Here is a 20,090-nt window from a genome sequence, read left to right on the forward strand (position 1 = left end):
ACGCATCAGCCGAACCCACCACGAGAGCAGGAAGCTACGCCCTTAAGACAGCAACGCAACAGCCAACAGGGAGGACGCGGGCGAAAAGGGTAGTCGGGGAATGGAAATCGGAAAGGACAACTGCGTGGCTGCAGTGCAAAGCGTTTGATTTCACTGCGTCTGCAGGTATGATAATAAGACTCATTTTCAGTCAGTTGATCGCCATGAACCTCTCCTCTTCCGCTCTGCGCGGCGCGATGACCTTCACCTCGCTACTGCTCGTTCTTGCCGTTAGCGGCTGCGATAATCCGCAATCGGATCCAAACACAACCGCGCCAGCTGCGCAAGCGCACTCTGATTCAACGACGGCGTCAGCCACGAATGATCATCACGTGGAACCGCCGCAGCCCGCGATGCAGAACGGCAACGACCAGGCTCAGGCTGCACCTCAGCAAAACAACGCTCAGCCGTCAGCCAGCGGCTGGCCGCGTACCCTGCAAACGCCGCAGGGGCCATTAACCCTGCAGCAGCAACCCCAGCGCATCGTCTCAACCAGCGTGACGCTGACCGGCACGCTGCTGGCAATTAACGCGCCGCTGGTGGGATCGGGGGCGACCGCGCGCAGGACGTCGGTGGCCGACGATCGCGGCTTTTTCACCCAGTGGAGCCAGGTGGCATCCGAACGCGGCCTGCAGCCGCTCTATGTCAGTGAACCGAATGCGGAGGCCATCGCCGCTGCGGCACCGGATCTGATCGTCATTGCGGCGACCGGCGGCGATTCGGCGGTGAAACTGCAGGAGCAGCTGGCGGCGATAGCGCCGGTGCTGGTGGTCGACTACGGCGATAAAAGCTGGCAACAGCTGGCGGCGGAGCTGGGTGCGTCCACCGGCCATGAGGCCGATGCAAAACGGGTCAGCGAGCGCTTTGCGCAGCGCGTGCAGCGGGTGAAACAGGCGATTACCCTGCCGCCGCAGCCGGTGTCGGCGCTGGTTTATTATGAGGACGGGCGCGGGGTCAACCTGTGGACCCCGGCCTCGGCGCAGGGCAAGCTGCTCACTGAACTGGGCTTCAGCCTGGCAATGCCGCCGTCGGAGGTGCATGGCGGCAGCAGCATGGGCAGGCGCAACGATATTATCCAGCTCTCGGGCGAAACGATGGCGGCGGGAATAACGGGTCAGTCAGTGCTGCTGTTTGCCACCGACGACGACACGGTGGCTAAGGTATTGAGCAACCCGTTCCTGGCAGCGCTGCCGCCGGTGATGGCGAAGCGGGTATGGGCGTTCGGGCCGGACACCTTCAGGCTGGATTACTACAGCGCCAGCAACCTGCTGGAGCGCATTGAACAGCGCTTTAAAACGCCGTGAGCCCTGCAATCCTGAGCGGATCTTCTGCGCCCGACCGCGCCTCGCGATCGCGGCTACCCGCGATCGCCCTGGCACTGCTGGTGCTGCTGCTGGTCAGCATCGCCAGCCTGTTTATCGGTGCGAAAAGCATCGCGCCGGCGGTGGTCTGGCACAGCCTGAGCGGCCAGCTGCACAGCGCGGACGCTACCCTTATTATTGAGGCCAGGCTGCCGCGTACCCTGGCCGGGCTGCTGGTCGGCCTGGCGCTGGGCGGGGCAGGGGCGGTGATCCAGGCGCTGACCCGCAACCCGCTGGCCGATCCCGGGATCCTCGGCGTTAACGCCGGGGCCAGCTTTGCCATGGTACTGGGCATCACGCTGTTTAACGTCAGCGGCATGGCTGGCTGGCTGGGGCTGGCGTGGGCCGGCGCGCTGCTGGCCAGCGTGGCGGTATGGCTGATCGGCTCGCTCGGCGGCGGGCGGGTCAGTCCGGTGCGGCTGACGCTGGCCGGGGTGGCGCTGACCGCGGTGCTTAACGGTTTCACTTCGTCGGTCTCGCTGCTTAACCCGCAAACCTATGACCAGCTGCGCTTCTGGCAGGCCGGCACGCTGGATATTCGCTCGGTGGACAACCTGTTGCTGGTGGCGCCGGCGATTATCGTCGGCCTGCTGCTGGCGCTGGCCACGCCGCGATCGCTGAATGCGCTAAGCATGGGCGAAGAGCTGGCGGCGGCGCTGGGCACCCGGGTGATTGCGGTGCGCCTGCTGGCGCTGCTGGCGGTGACGCTGCTCTGTGGATCGGCCACCGCGCTGGTCGGCCCGATCGCCTTTATCGGGCTGATGGTGCCGCACATTGCCCGGCGCTGGGCCGGGCCGGATCAGCGCTGGATATTAGTCGGGTCGCTGCTGCTGGCGCCGATCCTGCTGTTGACGGCGGATATCGCCGGGCGGCTGATGGTCAGCGGCGAGCTGCGGGTTTCGGTGGTCACCGCGCTGTTTGGTGCACCGGTGCTGATCTGGCTGGTACGCCGTCAAAAATCGTCAGGAGCCGCCGATGTCTGATTCTGTTGTGTTGATCGGCCGGCGCGGCGGCCCGCTCAGCCTGCGGCTGTCGCGGCGGGTACTGTGGGTTAACTTCATTCTGCTGCTGCTGGCGCTGCTGACCGGGCTGTTTGCCCTGGCGCACGGTACGCTGACGGTGACGCCGGGCCAGCTGTGGCAGGCGCTGCAGGGCGAAGGGCCGCGCGGAGTGGTGACGGTGATTACCCAGTGGCGCGCGCCGCGGGTGGTGCTGGCGCTGGTGCTCGGTGCCGCACTGGGCGTCAGCGGCGCGATTTTCCAGTCGGCGATCCGCAACCCGCTCGGCAGCCCGGACGTGATCGGTTTTAATACCGGTGCTTACACCGGCGCGCTGGTGGCGATCGTGCTGTTTAACGGCGGCTTTTATCAGACCGCCTTCGGCGCGCTGCTGGGCGGCATTGCCGCCGCCGCGCTGGTCTGGCTGCTGGCCTGGCGGCAGGGCATCGCCGGATTTCGCCTGATTATCGTCGGCATCGGCGTTGGTGCGGTGCTGTCGGCGCTCAACACCTGGCTGATTATCAGCGCTTCGCTGGAGAAGGCGATGAGTGCCGCGCTGTGGGGCGCAGGCACGCTGAACGGCCTGACCTGGGCAAAAGGACAGTCGGCGCTGCTGGTGGTGCCGCTGACGCTGGTCGCGGTGCTGCTGGCGGGCCGCCGCCTGCAGCTGATGGAGATGGGGGACGACAGCGCCCGCGCGCTGGGCATCAACACCGGGCGCAGCCGCCTGCAGCTGATGTTTGGTGCGATCGTGCTCACCGCCGTTGCCACCGCCACCGCCGGGCCGATTGCCTTTATCGCGCTGGCCGCGCCGCAGATCGCCCGGCGGCTCACCGCCGCGCCCGGCGTGCCGCTGTTCTCGGCGGCCACCACCGGCGCGCTGCTGCTGCTGCTGGCCGACGCTCTCGCCCAGCAGGGATTTAACGGGATACAGCTGCCGGTCGGTGCCGTCACCGTCAGCATCGGCGGCCTGTATCTGATCGGATTACTAATCAGGGAGTCACGACGTTGATGGATACTATCTCAGCCCGCCTGCAGGCCACCGGCCTGACGCTGGCCTACGAACAGAAGGTGATCGCCCGCGACCTCAGCGTGCAGATCCCGGACCGCAAATTCACGGTGATTATCGGGCCGAACGCCTGCGGCAAGTCAACGCTGCTGCGCTCGCTGTGTCGCCTGCTCAGGCCGCGCAGCGGCCAGGTGCTGCTGGACGGTCAGGATATTCACCAGATGGAGACCAAAGCGCTGGCGCGTCAGCTTGGCCTGCTGCCGCAGCACGCTATCGTGCCGGAGGGGATTAGCGTCGCCGATCTGGTGGCGCGCGGGCGTTATCCGCATCAGAGCCTGCTGCGCCAGTGGAGCGAGGCCGATCACCAGGCGGTCGAGGCGGCAATGGCGGCCACTAACGTCAGCGATCTGGCGCAGCGCAGCGTCGACGAACTCTCCGGCGGCCAGCGGCAGCGGGTGTGGGTGGCGATGGTGCTGGCGCAGCAGACGCCGCTGCTGCTGCTGGATGAGCCCACCACCTGGCTGGACATCGCCCATCAGATTGAGTTGCTGGATCTGTTCCGCGAGCTGAACCAGCAGCACGGCCACACGCTGGTGGCGGTGCTGCACGATCTCAACCAGGCCTGCCGCTACGCCGACCATCTGATCGTAATGCGCGCTGGCACGATCGTGGCGGAAGGCAAACCGGCGGAGATTATCAGCGCCGCGCTGGTGCAGCAGGTGTTTGGCATGGCGAGCGTGATCGTTGACGATCCGGTGTCACACACGCCGATGATCGTCCCGTGCGGGCGCTATCACCGCCCCGGATAACTGGCCGCACCCCGCAGCCCGTGTGGGCAACGGGTGGGGCCAGGGGCATCGGTGACCGTCAGGCGCTATGCGCCAGGCAGCAGATCACGGGTGCAGGCGCAGGGTGACCGCTCAGGCAGACCCTGTCCGGCACCTGAGCATCAGGCCGCTACGGTAGCCGATCAGGCATCAGTGGCGTGCTCATCTGTGGCGATCGTCAGGTCGGCGAGCAGCCAGCGCATACCGTCGATCAGGCCGCCGCGCCAGCACAAACCATCATGGCCGCCGGCGTAGATGCGAAAATAAATCGCGTGACCGCCCGGCTGCAGCGCTTCATGCATCTGCTGGCTGAGCGCCGCCATATCGCCTTCGCGGTCGCCGGCCTCCATAAAGATCTTCAGCCGCGACGGCGGCAGCGCGCCGCTTTGCACCTGCGCGGTCAGCCAGCCGGTTTGCCCGTTCAGATCGCTGTTAAACTCTTTAATCAGCCGTACTTCCGGCCACCAGAATGAGCCGGACTGGCTGAGCACCCGACCAAAGCGCTGCGGCCAGTGCAGCCCGGCGTACAGCGCCGCCAGCCCGCCGTAGCTCTGCCCGGCCACCACCGTGTGGTCGGCCTGCCCGCTGAACGCCACCTTTTGCCTTACCAGCGGCAGCAGCTCCTGCTGCAGCGCCTGCCAGAACGCCGCGTTACAGGGCAGCTCCTGCTCGCGGTGGCGCATCGTGATCGCGTCAACAAACAGCCAGACCGCCGGCGGCAGCTGGCCGCTCTCCGTGGCGCAGTCCAGCGCGGCAAAGGCCGGCTGCCCCTCCACCCAGTTCTGCCCGTCAAGCAGGATTGCCAGCGGCCGCGTCTCCGGGGTCGGGGTGGTACCGGTGGTGTAGATCCAGATGCGGCGTCGGTTGCCCAGCAGTTTGCTCTCCCAGCTGAAGCTGTGCAGGCGCTGCGGGTCGGCCAGCGCCGGTTGACCGGCGTCCAGCTGATGCCAGGCCGACTGCTCCTGCGCGCGCGGCATATGGGCGGCAGAGAGCGGATGGCGCTGGCTGCTGTAGTGCGGCGCACGGGGGTTAAGCGGATCGGCGATGGCAAACGGGAACAGCGAAATCCACCATTCGCGCTGCTGATGCGCGCGCGCGGCGGCATCGCCGCTGAAGGCGGGCGGCAGCTGGGCGCTGCCCGCCGGGATCAGGCAATAGCTGCCGCGCCAGCGGGCGTCGACCGTGACTGACCAGTGCCAGACGTCGGTGCCCGGCAGGCGGTGCAGGCTCTGCGGCTGTGGGTGATGATGATCGGTGACGCAGTTAATGCTGATATAGACCTGACGCACCGGCGAACGCGTTTCATCGCCCGCCGGATCGCGCCAGAAAAAGCTTATCAGCAGCGCGTCGTCGTCCGCTGTTTCGATCAGCGGCGTACCGCAGTGCGCCAGTTCTCGCCACCAGGCCTCTTCCCCGACGTGGTCAGCGGCCAGCCAGCCGGCGGCACAGCCGCGCGGCTGCGCGTGAGGGAGCAGCGACTTCGCGTTTATCACGATTTTTTTCCTTAATTCACGGTGAGATGTCGACAGGTTATCTGCATCGGCATCGACAAATATAATAATGCTAATCTGAATAGTATTGAGAACTATTTACATTTGCAATAATATGCGTTCGCGCTGCTGATAATGGTGCTAACTCCTGTGGGTGTAAGGCTTTTTTCGCGCAGCAATAAAAGTAACCCGCCCTGCTGGGGCGAAGGGTTACCCATGTTCGCCGGATCGCGCCTAAAAAAGGGCGACCGGCCTTCTCTGGTGTTTATTTAGCAAGGCTGTCGTAAGACAGGGATAACGATGAAGACTGAACAAAATAAACCGGCAAAATCCGCTATAACCCTTCCCGCTGAGGCCTGCGGAGTGCGCCTGCTGCTGGCGTCCTCGCTGCTGCTGTTGCCCTCCATCCATGCCGTGGCCGCGGCGGACGCAACGCTGACCGTGACTGCTAAGGCTGGCGAAAGCGTCACCGCGCCGTCCGGCGGTATTGTGGCGAAAGAGAGCGCTGCCGGCACCAAAAGCGCCACTCCGCTGCGTAAAACCCCGCAGGCGATCTCGGTGGTCACCCGCGAGCAGATGGACGACCAGCGGCCGGCCTCGGTGGCCGACGCGCTGAGATACACCAGCGGCGTGGTCACCAACTATCGCGGTAACTCAAACCGCAACGATGAGGTGATCAGCCGCGGCTTCCGCTACGCGCCGAAGCTGCTGGACGGCCTGCACTTTGGTCTTTCCAGCGAAAACGGCGGGGCAGGGCAGTTCGATCCGTGGCTGCTGGAGCGGGTGGAGATGGTGCACGGCCCGGCCTCGGTGCTCTATGGCCAGGTCAGCCCGGGCGGGCTGCTGGTGATGACCAGCAAACGCCCGACGGCGGAGAGCATTCATGAAGTGAAGCTCAGCACCGGCAATCATCACCTGGGCGAGGCGGCGTTTGATTTTGGCGGGCGCTTAAATGATGACAATACGCTGTTCTACCGTCTGAACGGCATCGGCAGCATTAAGCATGAAGAGGTGAAGGGCAATAAGCAGCAGCGCATTGCCATCGCCCCGGCCATCACCTGGCTGCCAAATGAAGACACCAGCTTCACGCTGCTGACCAGCTACCAGTATGAACCGAACGCCGGGTCGCGTAACTTCCTGCCGGCGCTGGGCACGCTGCTGCCGACCAGCGTCGGGTATATCCCGTATGACTACAACGTCAACGCCAACGATCCAGAGTATTACAAATCGCACCGCAGGCAGCTGTCGATCGGCTACGAGCTGGATCACAGCTTTAACGAGGCGCTCTCCTTCCAGCAGAACCTGCGCTACACCCACCGCGATGAAGACTATAAATATATCGTTTATACCTTCAACGATGACGCCAACGACCATACCATCGGCCGCCGCCCGCAGCATGAAACCGCGCTGACCAACGAAGTGGGGGTGGATAACCACCTGAAAGGGCTGTTTGCCACCGGCGACGTGCAGCATACGGTGCTGGGTGGGGTGGATTACCGCTACAGCCACGTGAATACGCGGATTACCCGTCAGGATGCCGACTACACCGACTGGAGCAATCCGGTTGATATTGACGTCAATGAGAGCGCGTTCTACACCTCGCTGGACACGCAGAAAACCCTGAATCAGGTGGGCGTCTATCTGCAGGATCAGCTGGAGTGGAACAGATTTAACCTGCTGATCTCCGGTCGTAACGACTGGTCGCAGGGGCGTCTGTGGGACCGCACCAGCGGCGGCACCGATAAAACCGTTAACGACAGCAAGTTCACTTACCGCACCGGCCTGCTGTACGCCTTTGACTCCGGCGTTTCACCGTACGTCAGCTACAGTACCTCGTTCGAACCGGTGCTGGAGAACGCCAGACCGGGCAGCGGCCCGCTGAAGCCGACCACCGGTAAGCAGGCGGAGATCGGCGTTAAGTATCAGCCCACCGGCAGTGATGCGATGATCACCGTCTCGCTGTTTGATATTGAGCAGAAGAACGTCGCCGACTTCTACTGGGACAGCGCGCTCGCTACCAGCTACTACCGCCAGATCGGTAAGGTACGTTCGAAAGGCGTGGAAACCGAACTGCACGCGCAGCCGGTTCCTGAGGTGAAGCTGACCGCCGCCTATACCTACACCGCCGTGGTCACCAAAGAGTCGGTGGATGCCTCGCAGGTCGGCCACAGCCCGGCTGCAATCCCGCGCCATGCGGCTTCGGCCTGGGGCAGCTACAGCGTTCTCAACGGCCCGCTGGACGGCCTTACCCTGGGTGCAGGCGTGCGCTACACCGGCACCGCGCCGGGCAGCGACGACGGGGTTTACACCGTACCGCACTACACGTTGTATGACGCGATGGCGCAGTATGAACTGGGCAAAGCGGTGCCTTCACTGCGCGGCGCCACGCTGCAGCTCAACGTGCAGAACCTCAGTGACAAGCATTATGTGGCCTCCTGCAGCGGCGACTCCGCCTGCTTCTACGGCACCGGTCGCTCGGTAATTGCGTCAGTTGACTACAAATGGTAACGCCTTCAGGGCGGTTCTCTGACGCTTTGTCATGACAACCTGCCTTTGATCATCCGGGCCGCCTCTACAGGCGGCTTTTTTCTGGCATTTTTTGAACCCCGTCCGCGTTTTTTAACGGCTAACCGCTCTGGCTTTGCGGCACCGCACCGAAGCCTTATCAGACTGGTAAAAAAATTCCCGCGAATGTTCAGACCCGTTACGCACGGCGACGCCGTCCGGGAAAAACGGTGTATGATAACGGCCCACGTCAGCCGCGCCAGCCAACTATTGATGTCGCCACAGGAGGATCCCGTGAATCAGCACCAGCGTGAACATATTGCCACCGTGATGGCACATCTGTCTGAACCTGCACGCTGGCTGGCCCGTTCGCCGCAGGAGCAGCTGATCGGCGACTCCTGGCAGCGCTGCGTCACGCATCACGGCCTTGAGCCGGGGCGCATGCAGGAGGCGCGCATCCTGCCGTGGCAGCAGCTGCGCGAACACCGCCAGCGTATGGAGGAGTTCCGCCATATCGCCCACCACGGCCTGACGCAGCTCTATCAGCAGATCGCAGCGGCCGGCTACGTGCTGCTGCTGACCGACGCCAGCGGCATTACTGTAGATTACCTGGGCGATGCCCACGCCGAGGTCAGCCTGCGCCGCGCCGGGCTGTTTCTTGGCGCAGAGTGGACCGAAGCGGTAGCCGGCACCTGTGCGGTCGGCACTGCGCTGGCTACCGGCAGGGCGCTGACCGTGCACCAGACCGATCACTTTGATGCAACCCATATCCCGCTGACCTGCAGCGCCGTACCGCTGTTCGATCCCGAGGGGCAGCTGCAGGCGATTCTGGATATTTCGGCGCTCAGCTCGCCGCAGCCGCGCGCCAGCCAGCATCTGGCGCTGCAGCTTGCTCAGGTCTGGGCTGCGCGTATTGAGAACGCCTGGTTTGCCCATCGTCACCAGAACAACTGGACGCTGCAGCTCAGCGCGGGTGCACCCTTTGTCGGTGGCAGCCCGGAATTTCTGATCGCCTTCGACGATCGCGGACGGCTGGCCGGCCACAACCACCGTGGCCAGCGCCTGCTGGAAGGCGAGCTGGGGCTTAGCGCGCCGCCGCCGGGTGACAAAAGCGCGCTGCTGGGGATGCCGATCGAGCGTCTGTTCAACACCACCCTCGACTGCCTGCCCCAGTGGCTGGCCGGCGGGCAGCCTGCCACGCTGGATCAGGCGCGCAGCGGCGATAAGCTGTTTGTCACGGCGGTTGCACCGCTGCGGCCGGCACGCCGTGCCGCGCACGCGTCCGCCGATCGGCACGCACCGTGCGGTGTCGCTGACCGGCCCGCCGCGCACGCGTGCGCGGAACTGCCCGCACCGCTGGCGGCACTGTGTGGCGGCGATGCGGCCCTGCATCAGCAGCTGCAGCGTGCCGCCCGGCTGCTTAGCGCCTCGCTGAACCTGGTGGTGCAGGGCGAGACCGGCAGCGGTAAAGAGTACTTTGCCCGTGCCTTCCACCAGGCCAGCGATCGCCGGGCACGGCCGTTTATCGCCGTTAACTGCGCGGCGATCCCGGCACAGCTGATCGAGAGTGAACTGTTTGGCCATCTGCCCGGCAGCTTCTCCGGTGCCGGCAGTAAGGCGCGGGCGGGACTGATCCAGGCCGCAGACGGCGGCACGCTGTTCCTCGATGAGATCGGCGATATGCCGTTGGAGATGCAGACCCGGCTGCTGCGGGTGCTGGCGGAAAAAGAGGTGCTGCCGGTGGGGGGAACGCGGCCGGTGAGGGTGGATATTCGGGTGATTTCGGCCTCGCACCATCGGCTTGAGCAGCGGGTGGAGCAGGGGCGTTTTCGCGCCGATCTGTTCTGGCGCTTGCAGGGCGCACGCGTGACGCTGCCCGCACTCCGCGATCGCAGCGATCTGGACTGGCTGATCGACACGCTGCTGGACGGTAAAGCGGAGCTGGCACCCGCCGCGCGCCGCTGTGTACAGCAACATCGCTGGCCCGGTAATCTGCGCGAACTGCGTAACGCGCTGGACTACGCCAGCGCGATGAGCCTGAACGGGCGTATTGAACCTGCCGATCTGCCGGACACGCTGCAGATGAGCGGGCAGGGCATCGCCAGTGCAGAGATTTTTCCCCGTGCCGCAGCGGCGCAGGATCTTGTTATGAACTCAGCTACGTCCGGGGCGTCTCAGCAGGGGCCGCTATCGTATGCCGGTGCGGCAGACCATCCGGCAGCCCCTGCGACCGGGCACGCCGGCGCGTCAGGTCACGGAGCTGCCGCCGCCTGCAGCGGACAGAAAAACCCACCGGGCTTACCGCCGGAAGCGCAGGAGCTGGAGCAGCATCTGCACGCCGCCCGCTGGAACCACAGCGCCGTGGCGCGCCTGCTCGGTATCAGCCGAATGACGCTCTACCGCCGTATGCAGCGATACGGCATACGGTCGCCGTTGCACAGGAGTTAATAGGGGCGTGTTGAGCAGGGGCACATACTGTGGGAAGAGTAACCTGCGCACCGTAACGGGTGTAACGTGCGCAGGCTGGGCTGATGGCCGCGAAGACAGGCTTCTTCAGGGGAACAAAGATGCGGCCGGCGTGCCGTTAGCGGCCGTGCTTAGTCCTGCGGCGGACGCACCAGGATTTTCACCTGCTGTTTCTCTTTGACCAGCGCGTCAAAGCCTTCGGTGACCAGCTGCTCCAGCTCGATGCGCTTGGTGACCAGCTTGTCGGCCTGGAAGTAGCCCTGGGTCATCAGGTCCATCACCGCCGGGAAGATATGGCGATAGGCGATAATGCCCTTCACGCTGCGCTCGGCCAGCACCACTTTGTTCGGGTGGAATGAGGCTTCACCTTCCCAGATCGAGACAATAACGGTTTCGCCTTCATAACGGGTGCTGTCGATGCACTGCTTAAGCACCACCGGCACACCGGTCACTTCATAGGCCACGTCAACGCCACCCGCGCTCAGCTCGCGAATTTTGGCCACCGCATCTTCTTTGCTCGGGTCGATCACCACTCTGGCACCCAGTTCGCGGGCTTTCTCCGCACGCTGTGGCGACAGCTCCACCACGTAGATTTCCGCCGCCCCGGCCGCGCGCAACGCTTCAATGACCAGCAGGCCGATTGGGCCGGCACCGAATACCGCCGCCTTGTCACCCGCTTTCAGCTTGCTCATGCGTACCGCGTGCAGCGCAACGGCGGCCGGTTCAACCAGCGCACCCTGCTCATAGCTCAGCGCGTCCGGCATGCGGTGCACCATATGCTCGGCCACCACGGTAAAGCTGGAGAAGCCACCGCCGCCGCCGGAGAGGCCATGGAAACCGAGGTCGCCGCACAGGTTATATTTGCCTTCGCGGCAGGCTTCACACTGCTGGCAGGAGAGGATCGGCTCGACCACCACGCGGTCGCCGGCCTTAACGCGGGTTACGCCGCTGCCCACCGCCACCACTTCGCCGGAGAACTCGTGGCCCATCACGATCGGCGCAATGTCATGGCTGATTTTATGCGGCTGGTCGACCGGAACGAAGATCGGCCCGGCCAGATACTCATGCAGATCGCTGCCGCAGATCCCGGTCCAGGCGACTTTAATCTTGACCTGACCGGCGGAAACCTGGGGCTCTTCAATATCATCGATGCGGATGTCGCGTGCTTTATACCAACGAGCTGCTTTCATACTGTCTCCCTGAGACTGGCTTAACCCTGTCCATTGCTGTGCCTTATGCATCAGCCGGAGCAGAGACTCGCGCAGGGAATTGCGAAAAGCGTGCCAGGATCGGGAGGTTGAGTGAAGTTGTTTTAATTCAATGGGTTAATTTTGACCTGAACCACTGTGCCGGGGTGCACCGGGCGGGATGTGACACCTGTAACAGCGACAGGTGTCACCAGCGGGTGGCTCGTTATCTGTCCTGGCCATGGCGTAAGGCCAGCCGTGTTTTTACGCGACCCGTGCCGTGGCGGCACGGGTGCGATTCAGTCAGCCGCAATAGCGCACGGGCAGCAGATACGGTACTGCCGCAGAATCAGCGGAACGGCGGTTCATCAAAGGTGCGCAGCTTGCGCGAGTGCAGGCGGTCGCCCTCGGCGCGCAGCAGGTCGATGGCGCGAATACCAATCTGCAGATGTTCGGAGATTGCCCCCTCATAGAAGCGGTTGGCCTGGCCCGGCAGCTTGATCTCGCCGTGCAGCGGCTTATCGGAGACGCACAGCAGCGTGCCGTAGGGTACACGAAAACGGTAACCCTGGGCGGCAATGGTGGCGCTCTCCATATCCACCGCCACCGCGCGGCTGAGGTTAAAGCGCAGCGCGGAAGCAGAATAACGCAGCTCCCAGTTGCGGTCGTCGGTGGTGACCACCGTGCCGGTACGCAGGCGCTGTTTTACCGCTTCCCCCGGCATGCCGCTGACCTGTTTGGTGGCGTCGTACAGCGCGCGCTGCACTTCGGCAATGCTTGGGATCGGGATATCCGGCGGCAGCACCGCATCCAGCACGTGGTCATCACGCAGATAGGCGTGCGCCAGCACGTAGTCGCCGATGGTCTGGCTTTCACGCAGGCCGCCGCAGTGGCCGATCATCAGCCAGGCGTGCGGGCGCAGCACCGCGAGGTGATCGCAGATGGTTTTGGCATTCGACGGGCCAACGCCGATATTAACCAGGGTAATACCGTGGCCGTCCGCCGCAATCAGGTGCCAGGCCGGCATCTGGTGCTTTTTCCACGCCACGTCGGTGACGGTCTGCTCCGGGTGCGGCGTGTCGCGGGTGATGGTGATGCCTCCGGCGCAGGAGAGGGCCTGATAGGGCGAGTCCGGGTCAGCGATTTGCTCGCAGGCCCACAGCACAAACTCATCCACGTAGCGGGTGTAGTTGGTAAACAGCACGTAAGGCTGGAAATCCTCCACCGGGGTGCCGGTGTAGTGGCGCAGCCGCGCCAGCGAAAAGTCGGTGCGCAGCGCGTCAAAGTGCGACAGCGGGAAGGTTTCACCCGGCTGGAACAGGCCGTCGGCGTTCTCGTCGCCGATCAGCGCCAGCTCGGTGGTTGGGAAGTGACGGGCGAGGCCGGCGCTCATGCTGCGGTCCAGCGCCAGGCCGGAGCCGTCGATCACGTAGGGGAAGGGGATTTCCTGATCTGAGGGCAGTACCTCAATGGTGACCGGGTACTCCGACGCCAGTAACTCCAGTTGTTCACTCAGGTAACGCCGCACCAGCGCCGGGCGGGTAACGGTGGTGCTGTAGCTACCGGGGCGGGTAAAGCGGCCAAAGGCGCGGGTCAGCCGCTGCGCCGGGGCCGCGCCGTTCCAGCTGACGCGCAGCTGCGGGTAGACGAACAGGCCGGCGGCACGCGCGGCGGCATCGGGCAGGGTACCGTCGGCAATAAAGGCGGTAACGGCATCGCGCAGCGCATCGACCGCCGCCGCGTAATGGGTCTCCAGGGTATCCAGCGCGGCGGTGACCGTCAGGTTTTGCGTCATGTTATCTCCTTGAATAGTGGCGGGTCTGTACCACAGACTATCCGAAGATGCGGGACGGTGCGCAAGCGGAATGTAACTATTGTGCTTTTCGGAAATATTTTGGGAAGCATGCTGTAGAAAAAAACAGCATACTTGATCGTCAGAGCGGCGATGCGTAGCGTCAGGTGAGCGTTACCGGTGGGTTGACCACCGGCGGTGCCGCCTGCTGCGTTCGGGTTTAATCAGAGTGACGCAAAAGGAGGGTGAGGATGAATACAGCCATAAGGAATTCAGGGATGCCATTTCTGATACCCGCTGCGGGTTTTGATGAAAAATTCGGCAGCGTTATTTCGGGAAGAAACAGCGATGACACGCGCTATTTTCTGGCCAAAGGCGTGCGCGATTTTACACTGGAAGGGTTCAGCCTGCCGCCGGGCTATCGGCTGGTAAGTTCATTGCAGGAAGACCAGTACCGGCTGATTGCGGAAACCGAAGAGCCGGAAACCGTTTATGCCGTTAAGCTGCTGCTGTTAAAACATATTGTCCCGTTACGCGAAACCTGTACGCAGATTATGGTCTGGCGTACCGTGCTGCCGCAGCACCAGGATGTGGTAAGCGGCATAGCGAAACGGTTCTTCCGCCATTTCCTGTCACGCTATGCGATCGTGGTGTCAGACAGTGAACACACCGGCGACGGCAAACGTTTCTGGGAAGTGATGATCGCCTGGGCCCTTGCCCAGCCGGACTACCACGTCTACCTCTCGGACGGCAGCGAGGAGGGAAGGCCTTTGAAATCCATTCCTTCGTGGGGTGAATTTCACGCCTTATGGGCTGGCTATGCGTGGGGGAATGACCGGGATCTGCATCCGCACCGGCTGTTTGTCATCAGCAGCGAGCAGTTGCAGTGTGCTTCTGCGGCGGACCTTCTCTTGCAAAATGGCACTCTGCGCGCGCAGGCTGTCGGGCGGCGATCAGAGCGCCGGACCGCGGTTGCTGAACCGGAGCTCAACTACTTGCCCCCGGCTCCAGAGTAAATTTCAGCTGCTGTTCCTGCGCCGGCGGTGCGTTATCGAGCATCGCCATCAGCTGTTCGCCCACCTGCTGGCCGAGCTGCTCATAGTTCAGCCGCATTGAGGTCAGCGCCGGGAAGGTGTGATCGCAGTTATCGGAACCGTCGAGGCAGGCCACCGCCAGGTCATAGGGCACCTTCATCAGCCGCCGCTGGCATTCGGCCAGCACGCCAAACGCCAGCTCCTCGTGGCTACAGATGATCGCGTCGAGGTCCGGCTGGTTCTGCAACAGCTGGCCGAGCGCGTAGCGGCCCTGCTGCAGGGTGGGCGCTTCCGGCACGGTAATCATCAGGTCGGCGTTCTGGTAATGCGCCAGCATCGCCTTGTGCCAGCCGTTCAGCTGCTGACGGTGCAGGCGGTTATCGGTGTGTGCGCCGATAAATGCGATGCGCCGGTAGCCCTTGTCCAGCAGATAGCGGGTCAGCCGCTCGGCGGCATCGCCGATCGCCATATTCAGCGTGATATCGGCAGGAAAGCGCTCCGCGCCGCAGACGTTCACCGTCACCAGCTCGGCCTGGGCAATCAGCGCGCAGGTCTTCTCTGACAGCTGCGCGCCGAACAGCACCAGCGCCGAGGGGCGGTTCTGCAGCAGCTTTTCCACCAGCGGCGTTTCGCCGTACTGATGGTATTCGTGGCAGGCCATAATCAGCTGAAACGGCTGTTTGCTCAGCGTCTGCTGCAACGCCTGCACAAAGCGGTTGCTGGCGCGGTCGTGCTGAAAAGGGTAGAGCACCGCCACGGTGTGCAGCTGTGCGGAGGCCAGCGCGGCCGCCGCCTGGTTGGGCACGTAGCCGGTTGCCGCCACCGCCTGCTGAATTTTTTGCAGCGCAGATTCGGAAACCAGCGACGGATCGCGCAGCGCGCGGGACACGGTCATCGGCCCGACGCCGGCGTGGCGGGCCACCTCCTGCAGCGTCACCCGGCCATTAGCCGGGGTAGCAACCAGTTCACTGGCAGGCAGGCTGGCCTGATAACCCAGCTGGCTGGCCGCAGTTTCTACCTGCTGGCGAACTTTATCTGAGACCAGCTCCGGAGTGCGCATCGCTCGCGACACCGTCATGATCCCCACGCCAACATAATCGGCCACATCCTGCAGCGTAACCCGACCACTACTACGACGCTTGCGCATCCTGGTTTCTCCCTTTGCTACCGCCAACGGCGCGATGACTGCGGGCAGTGTGCCGCTACCGTCTTCAGAGCACAAGCCTTTCACCGGCTTATGATAAGCCGGTCACATTTAATGATAGTTATAACAGTTAGCGTTAACTTTTTAGATGTTGGTCACATTAATCCGCTGTCTGAGCCACTACTCTGCCCATGAAAATTCATTAAGGTAACCATCCCATGTTGAAAGATTTACTGACTCCAGAGGTCATTCAGATCCTGCCCGCCTGCACCGACTGGCGTGAGGCGGTCACCCGCAGCTGCCAGCCGCTGCGCGATAACGGCACTATCGAAGCCCGTTACGTCGAGGCTATTTACCGCTCGCATGAAGCGATCGGCCCTTACTACGTGGTCGGCCCCGGCATTGCAATGCCGCACGCCCGCCCGGAAGAGGGTGCCTGTAAGATCGGCGTCAGCCTGACCGTGGTACAGCAGGGCGTCAACTTCGACTCGGAAGGTAACGATCCGGTGCACCTGCTGATCGTGCTGGCTGCCACCGACAGCAACAGCCATATCGGCATCCTGACCGCGCTGGCGCAGCTTTTTGATACCCCTGAGGATACCGCGGCATTGATGGCGGCGACAGAGGTCAGTCAGATTTTATCCATTATTTCGCGTTACTGAATTCAACCAGAGGACCAACAGATGAAAATTACCGTAGTGTGTGGCAACGGCCTGGGCACCAGCCTGATGATGGAAATGAGCATTAAAAATATCGTTAAAGACCTGGGTGTGGCGGCTGAAGTCGATCACGTTGACCTGGGATCTGCGAAAGGGACCAGCAGCGATATCTTCGTTGGCACCTCCGATATCGCCGAGCAGCTGGTAGCGCAGCAGGTGGGCGGTAAGATCGTCTCGCTGCAAAACATGGTGGATAAGGTGGCGATGAAAGAGCGTATTTCTGCCGCCTTAACCGAACTCGGCGCACTGTAACCGGAGCTAAAAATGGAATTCTTCCGTTTTTTAATGAGTGATGTGCTGTCCGAACCCTCGATCCTGGTCGGGCTGATCGCGTTGATTGGCCTGGTGGCGCAGAAAAAGCCCGCCACCGAAGTGATTAAAGGTACGGTCAAAACGGTGATGGGCTTCCTGATCCTCGGTGCCGGTGCCGGCCTGATCGTCTCCTCGCTGAGCGATTTTGCCGCTATCTTCCATCATGCGTTCGGGATTCCGGGCGTGGTGCCGAATAACGAAGCGATCGTTGCCGTGGCGCAGAAGAGCTTCGGTACCGAAATGGCGATGATCATGTTCTTTGCCATGGTGATTAACATCGCCATTGCGCGCTTTACGCCGTGGAAGTACATCTTCCTGACCGGTCACCATACGCTGTTTATGTCGATGATGGTGGCGGTGATTCTGGCGACCGCCGGCATGAAGGGCGTCAGCCTGATTGCGGTAGGTTCGCTGGTGGTAGGCGTATCAATGGTGTTCTTCCCGGCGATTATTCACCCGTATATGAAGAAAGTCACCGGGTCGGATGACGTTGCCTTCGGCCACTTCTCCTCAATTTCTCAGCTGTTGTCGGCGTTTATCGGCAGCAAGTTTGGTAATAAAGAGAAGTCGACGGAAGATATGCAGGTACCCAAAAGCCTGCTGTTCCTGCGCGACACGCCGGTGGCGATTGCCTTCACCATGTTCTTTATCTTCATTTTCACCTGCCTGGTGGCCGGCCCGTCGGCGGTGAAAGAGATGAACGCCGGTGGTAAAAACTGGTTTATGTTCTCGCTGATGCAGTCGATCACCTTTGCCGCCGGCGTCTATATCGTGCTGCAGGGCGTGCGTATGGTTATTGCCGAGATCGTCCCGGCCTTTAAAGGGATTTCCGACAGGCTGGTGCCGAACGCCAAACCGGCGCTGGACTGCCCGGTGGTGTTCCCGTACGCGCCGAACGCGGTGCTGGTGGGCTTCCTCAGCAGCTTTGTTGCCGGCGTGCTGGGGATGTTTATCCTGTATGCGCTGAACATGACGGTGATTATTCCGGGCGTGGTGCCGCACTTCTTCGTTGGTGCAGCGGCGGGCGTGTTTGGTAACGCCACCGGCGGGCGTCGCGGGGCGATCCTCGGTTCGTTCACCAACGGCCTGCTGATCACCTTTATTCCGGTGTTCCTGCTGCCGGTGCTCGGCAGCATTGGCCTGGCGAACACCACCTTCAGCGACTCTGACTTCGGTGCGCTGGGTATTCTGCTGGGGCTGATCGTGCGTTAATCTGCACGCAGTTTTTCTGCAGACGGAGAGGAATTCTGCTCCACTGATACGGCTTCGCTCTGGCGGAGCCGTGTTTTTTTATCTGCGGCCTTGCGCGAGGGCTGACGCAGGCTAATCACTCCCGCCAGCAGCAGCCCGGTGGCGGCCAGCAGCAGATCAAACCACAGTATGCTGGCGATACTGGTCTGCGACAGCTTTGCCGCCACCAGCGGCACCGTGAAGGTGGCCACGCTGCCCGCACTGTAATAGATCCCGGTGGCTTTGCCGCGCGCGTCGGGAAAGCGCTGCGCCATCAGCCCCAACCCCAGCTGTACCACCCCGCCCGCCGCCGAGAACCCGAATACCAGCGCAAACAGCCGCACGGTAACCGGGCCGGGCCACAGGCAGACGGTGAGCAGTGCCAGCACCGAAATGGCGTTGTACCACGGCAGCAGCGTGGCGCTGCGCACCCGCTTATCGGCCAGTACGGCGGTCACCAGCACGCCGCACAGCGAACCGACGGTATACAGGCTCAGCAGACGCAGGGCGGAATCCCAGGCTAAACCGGCCACCGTCATCCCGTACTGCGCCAGCCACTGGCTGACCAGCCAGAAGGTGGCCATCGAAATATAACCATACAGCGTGAAGCAGAGAATATCACCGAGCTGGCCTTGGCGGCCAGCGCAGGCGCTGGCGTGCGGGCAGCCGCAGCGTAATGACGATCGGGGAACGGCCGCCGCAGAAGCCAGAGGGCGTTCAGCAGCATCACCGCGGCTGCCGCCATAAACGACCAGCCAAACCAGGCGTGGCTCAGCGCCAGCGCGCCGACCAGGAACGGCAGCAGAAACTGCCCGGCTGAAACAAACGCCTTGACCACGATCAGCGCGGTGCCGGGCGTGTGCGGAAACGACTCCATCAGCGCCGGATAGGTGCCGGCGTCCAGCAGGCTGTTGGCGACGCCGGCCAGCAGGCCAAAGGCGAAGGCCACGCCGACCGATGATGCGCTGACGATGCCGACAAAAAAGCCGAGGTAGCAGAGCATCCCAAGGTAAACAAACGGCTTACGGCCAAAGCGGTCAGACAGCACCCCGGCCAGCAGCAGAGCGGCCAGCCGCCCGATGCCCAGCGAGGCCACCACCACCGACACGCCGGCCGCGTTGGTGTGCCACTGCTGCATCAGCGGCGGCATATTCAGGGCGATCAGCAGCACGCCCATCCCGTGAACCAGATAGTTAAGATAGAGCCCGAGTGCGGTGGGCAGGAAGCGGTTGTGCATGGCGGGCCTTCGACCGGCAGACGGCAGGAAAATTCGGCGACAGCATGATGCCTGCCGACGCGCGGGGCGGCAACGGTTTTTTCGGGCGACCGCGCGCGGGCTTATACGTTTTTTACCCAACCACATTCATTTTTGTTGGTGGCGTTAACTGCGTATTTCTCTAATTTGAACGGATATCCGTTTGAATTAAAGGAACAAAAAGTGACTACTCATCGCAGACGTTTAAAAACGCTGGTCGGCGCGGCCAGCGTGCTCGCCGCCGCCAGTGATACCGATCCGGCAACCGGCATCCGCCGCGCCGTCGAACTGGCAAAAATTGCCGAGCGTGAAAAAATCACCGGTCTGTTTACCGCCGATCTGTTGCAGAGCGATCCGGCCGGGCTGGCCGGCATTACCGGCAGCCAGGACCCGCTGATCGCGCTGGCCGCGCTGAGCCAGGCCACGTCGCAGATCGGCCTGATTGCCACCGTCACTACCACCTTCCAGCATCCTTATAACCTGGCCCGGCAGATCGGTACCCTCGATCACCTGAGCGGCGGCCGGGCGGGCTGGAACGCCGTCACCTCGTCGGTGGGGGAGGAGAACTTCGGCGAAGTGCTGCCGTCGCCGCAGGCGCGTTACGCGCGAGCCACCGAGTTTGTTGAGGTGGTTAACGCGCTGTTTGACGCCAACGATCCACAGGCGGTCACCCGCAGCGCCAGCGGCGGGGTCAGCGTCGATCCGCGTAAGCTGCACCCGGC

General features: G+C 62.9%; 14 protein-coding genes and 2 pseudogenes. 11 read left to right on the forward strand and 5 right to left on the reverse strand.

The window, feature by feature from the left end:
* The first annotated feature begins 392 nt into the window (after positions 1-392).
* The 4 genes from fepB to NV64_RS19480 are packed head-to-tail and all read left to right on the forward strand — an operon-like array spanning position 393 to position 4,216.
* Positions 393-1,343 carry a Fe2+-enterobactin ABC transporter substrate-binding protein gene (fepB, locus tag NV64_RS19465; RefSeq protein ID WP_101506613.1) on the forward strand — a complete coding sequence of 317 codons (951 nt, stop codon included), beginning with the start codon at positions 393-395 and terminating at the stop codon, positions 1,341-1,343.
* The gene (fepD, locus tag NV64_RS19470; RefSeq protein WP_101506607.1) at positions 1,340-2,383 is read left to right on the forward strand and encodes a Fe(3+)-siderophore ABC transporter permease; all 1,044 of its coding nucleotides are present in this window, start codon (positions 1,340-1,342) and stop codon (positions 2,381-2,383) included. The genes fepB and fepD overlap by 4 nt, the downstream gene beginning before the upstream one ends.
* Positions 2,376-3,410: an iron-enterobactin ABC transporter permease gene (gene fepG, locus NV64_RS19475; RefSeq protein WP_101506608.1), complete on the forward strand. Its 1,035-nt coding sequence runs from the start codon at positions 2,376-2,378 to the stop codon at positions 3,408-3,410. The genes fepD and fepG overlap by 8 nt, the downstream gene beginning before the upstream one ends.
* Positions 3,410-4,216, forward strand: a complete 807-nt coding sequence (locus NV64_RS19480) for an ABC transporter ATP-binding protein (protein WP_101506609.1) — start codon at positions 3,410-3,412, stop codon at positions 4,214-4,216. Before fepG ends, NV64_RS19480 begins: the two co-directional genes overlap by 1 nt.
* A gap of 161 nt (positions 4,217-4,377) precedes the next feature.
* Here NV64_RS19480 and fes read toward each other — a convergent pair whose 3' ends face one another.
* The gene (fes, locus tag NV64_RS19485; RefSeq protein WP_233209046.1) at positions 4,378-5,727 is read right to left on the reverse strand and encodes an enterochelin esterase; all 1,350 of its coding nucleotides are present in this window, start codon (positions 5,725-5,727) and stop codon (positions 4,378-4,380) included.
* Between the two features lie 297 nt (positions 5,728-6,024).
* Between fes and NV64_RS19490 the strand changes: the two genes are divergently transcribed.
* A complete protein-coding gene (locus NV64_RS19490; RefSeq protein ID WP_056233006.1) occupies positions 6,025-8,232 on the forward strand; it encodes a TonB-dependent siderophore receptor in 2,208 nt (735 codons plus the stop codon).
* Positions 8,233-8,523: 291 nt separating this feature from the next.
* On the forward strand, positions 8,524-10,677 hold the full coding sequence (locus tag NV64_RS19495) for a sigma-54-dependent Fis family transcriptional regulator (protein WP_101506610.1): 2,154 nt from the start codon (positions 8,524-8,526) through the stop codon (positions 10,675-10,677).
* A gap of 149 nt (positions 10,678-10,826) precedes the next feature.
* On the opposite strand, the gene NV64_RS19500 is transcribed toward NV64_RS19495, so the two are convergent.
* Both NV64_RS19500 and NV64_RS19505 read right to left on the reverse strand, forming a co-directional pair.
* Entirely contained in the window at positions 10,827-11,885 is a 1,059-nt protein-coding gene (locus tag NV64_RS19500) for a 2,3-butanediol dehydrogenase (RefSeq protein ID WP_056233001.1), read from the reverse strand.
* A 346-nt stretch (positions 11,886-12,231) separates the two neighbouring features.
* Positions 12,232-13,677, reverse strand: a complete 1,446-nt coding sequence (locus tag NV64_RS19505; RefSeq protein ID WP_056232999.1) for an AMP nucleosidase — start codon at positions 13,675-13,677, stop codon at positions 12,232-12,234.
* 248 nt (positions 13,678-13,925) lie between these two features.
* Between NV64_RS19505 and NV64_RS19510 the strand changes: the two are divergent.
* A pseudogene (locus NV64_RS19510) lies at positions 13,926-14,558 on the forward strand (hypothetical protein); the annotation flags it as partial.
* A gap of 103 nt (positions 14,559-14,661) precedes the next feature.
* Here NV64_RS19510 and NV64_RS19515 read toward each other — a convergent pair.
* Positions 14,662-15,855, reverse strand: coding sequence for a LacI family DNA-binding transcriptional regulator (locus tag NV64_RS19515; RefSeq protein WP_056232997.1), 1,194 nt, complete (start codon positions 15,853-15,855; stop codon positions 14,662-14,664).
* A 215-nt stretch (positions 15,856-16,070) separates the two neighbouring features.
* Between NV64_RS19515 and NV64_RS19520 the strand changes: the two genes are divergently transcribed.
* From NV64_RS19520 to NV64_RS19530, 3 genes are read left to right on the forward strand one after another with little or no spacing between them, the layout of a single operon-like run.
* Positions 16,071-16,514, forward strand: coding sequence for a PTS sugar transporter subunit IIA (locus NV64_RS19520; RefSeq protein WP_056232996.1), 444 nt, complete (start codon positions 16,071-16,073; stop codon positions 16,512-16,514).
* Positions 16,515-16,535: 21 nt separating this feature from the next.
* A complete protein-coding gene (locus NV64_RS19525; RefSeq protein WP_056232994.1) occupies positions 16,536-16,823 on the forward strand; it encodes a PTS sugar transporter subunit IIB in 288 nt (95 codons plus the stop codon).
* 12 nt (positions 16,824-16,835) lie between these two features.
* On the forward strand, positions 16,836-18,095 hold the full coding sequence (locus tag NV64_RS19530) for a PTS ascorbate transporter subunit IIC (RefSeq protein WP_056232991.1): 1,260 nt from the start codon (positions 16,836-16,838) through the stop codon (positions 18,093-18,095).
* Here NV64_RS19530 and NV64_RS19535 read toward each other — a convergent pair.
* Positions 18,092-19,350, reverse strand: a pseudogene (locus NV64_RS19535) (MFS transporter). The gene NV64_RS19530 and the pseudogene NV64_RS19535 sit on opposite strands and share 4 nt — an antisense overlap.
* Positions 19,351-19,551: 201 nt before the next feature.
* Here NV64_RS19535 and NV64_RS24225 point away from each other — a divergent pair.
* Positions 19,552-20,090 (forward strand): LLM class flavin-dependent oxidoreductase (locus NV64_RS24225; RefSeq protein ID WP_233209047.1); only part of this gene is annotated, 539 nt, incomplete at its 3' end.

It is taken from the genome of Erwinia sp. B116 (assembly GCF_002865965.1).
Classification (GTDB): Bacteria; Pseudomonadota; Gammaproteobacteria; order Enterobacterales; family Enterobacteriaceae; genus Erwinia.

Bases quoted from the DNA above. Each gene is read 5' to 3' on its own strand.
- fepG (WP_101506608.1), top strand. From the start codon at position 2,376: ATGTCTGATTCTGTTGTGTTGATCGGCCGGCGCGGCGGCCCGCTCAGC.
- NV64_RS19525 (WP_056232994.1), top strand. From the start codon at position 16,536: ATGAAAATTACCGTAGTGTGTGGCAACGGCCTGGGCACCAGCCTGATG.
- NV64_RS19530 (WP_056232991.1), top strand. From the start codon at position 16,836: ATGGAATTCTTCCGTTTTTTAATGAGTGATGTGCTGTCCGAACCCTCG.
- NV64_RS19520 (WP_056232996.1), top strand. From the start codon at position 16,071: ATGTTGAAAGATTTACTGACTCCAGAGGTCATTCAGATCCTGCCCGCC.
- NV64_RS19515 (WP_056232997.1), bottom strand. From the start codon at position 15,855: ATGCGCAAGCGTCGTAGTAGTGGTCGGGTTACGCTGCAGGATGTGGCC.
- NV64_RS19480 (WP_101506609.1), top strand. From the start codon at position 3,410: ATGGATACTATCTCAGCCCGCCTGCAGGCCACCGGCCTGACGCTGGCC.
- NV64_RS19500 (WP_056233001.1), bottom strand. From the start codon at position 11,885: ATGAAAGCAGCTCGTTGGTATAAAGCACGCGACATCCGCATCGATGAT.
- fepB (WP_101506613.1), top strand. From the start codon at position 393: ATGCAGAACGGCAACGACCAGGCTCAGGCTGCACCTCAGCAAAACAAC.
- NV64_RS19490 (WP_056233006.1), top strand. From the start codon at position 6,025: ATGAAGACTGAACAAAATAAACCGGCAAAATCCGCTATAACCCTTCCC.
- NV64_RS19505 (WP_056232999.1), bottom strand. From the start codon at position 13,677: ATGACGCAAAACCTGACGGTCACCGCCGCGCTGGATACCCTGGAGACC.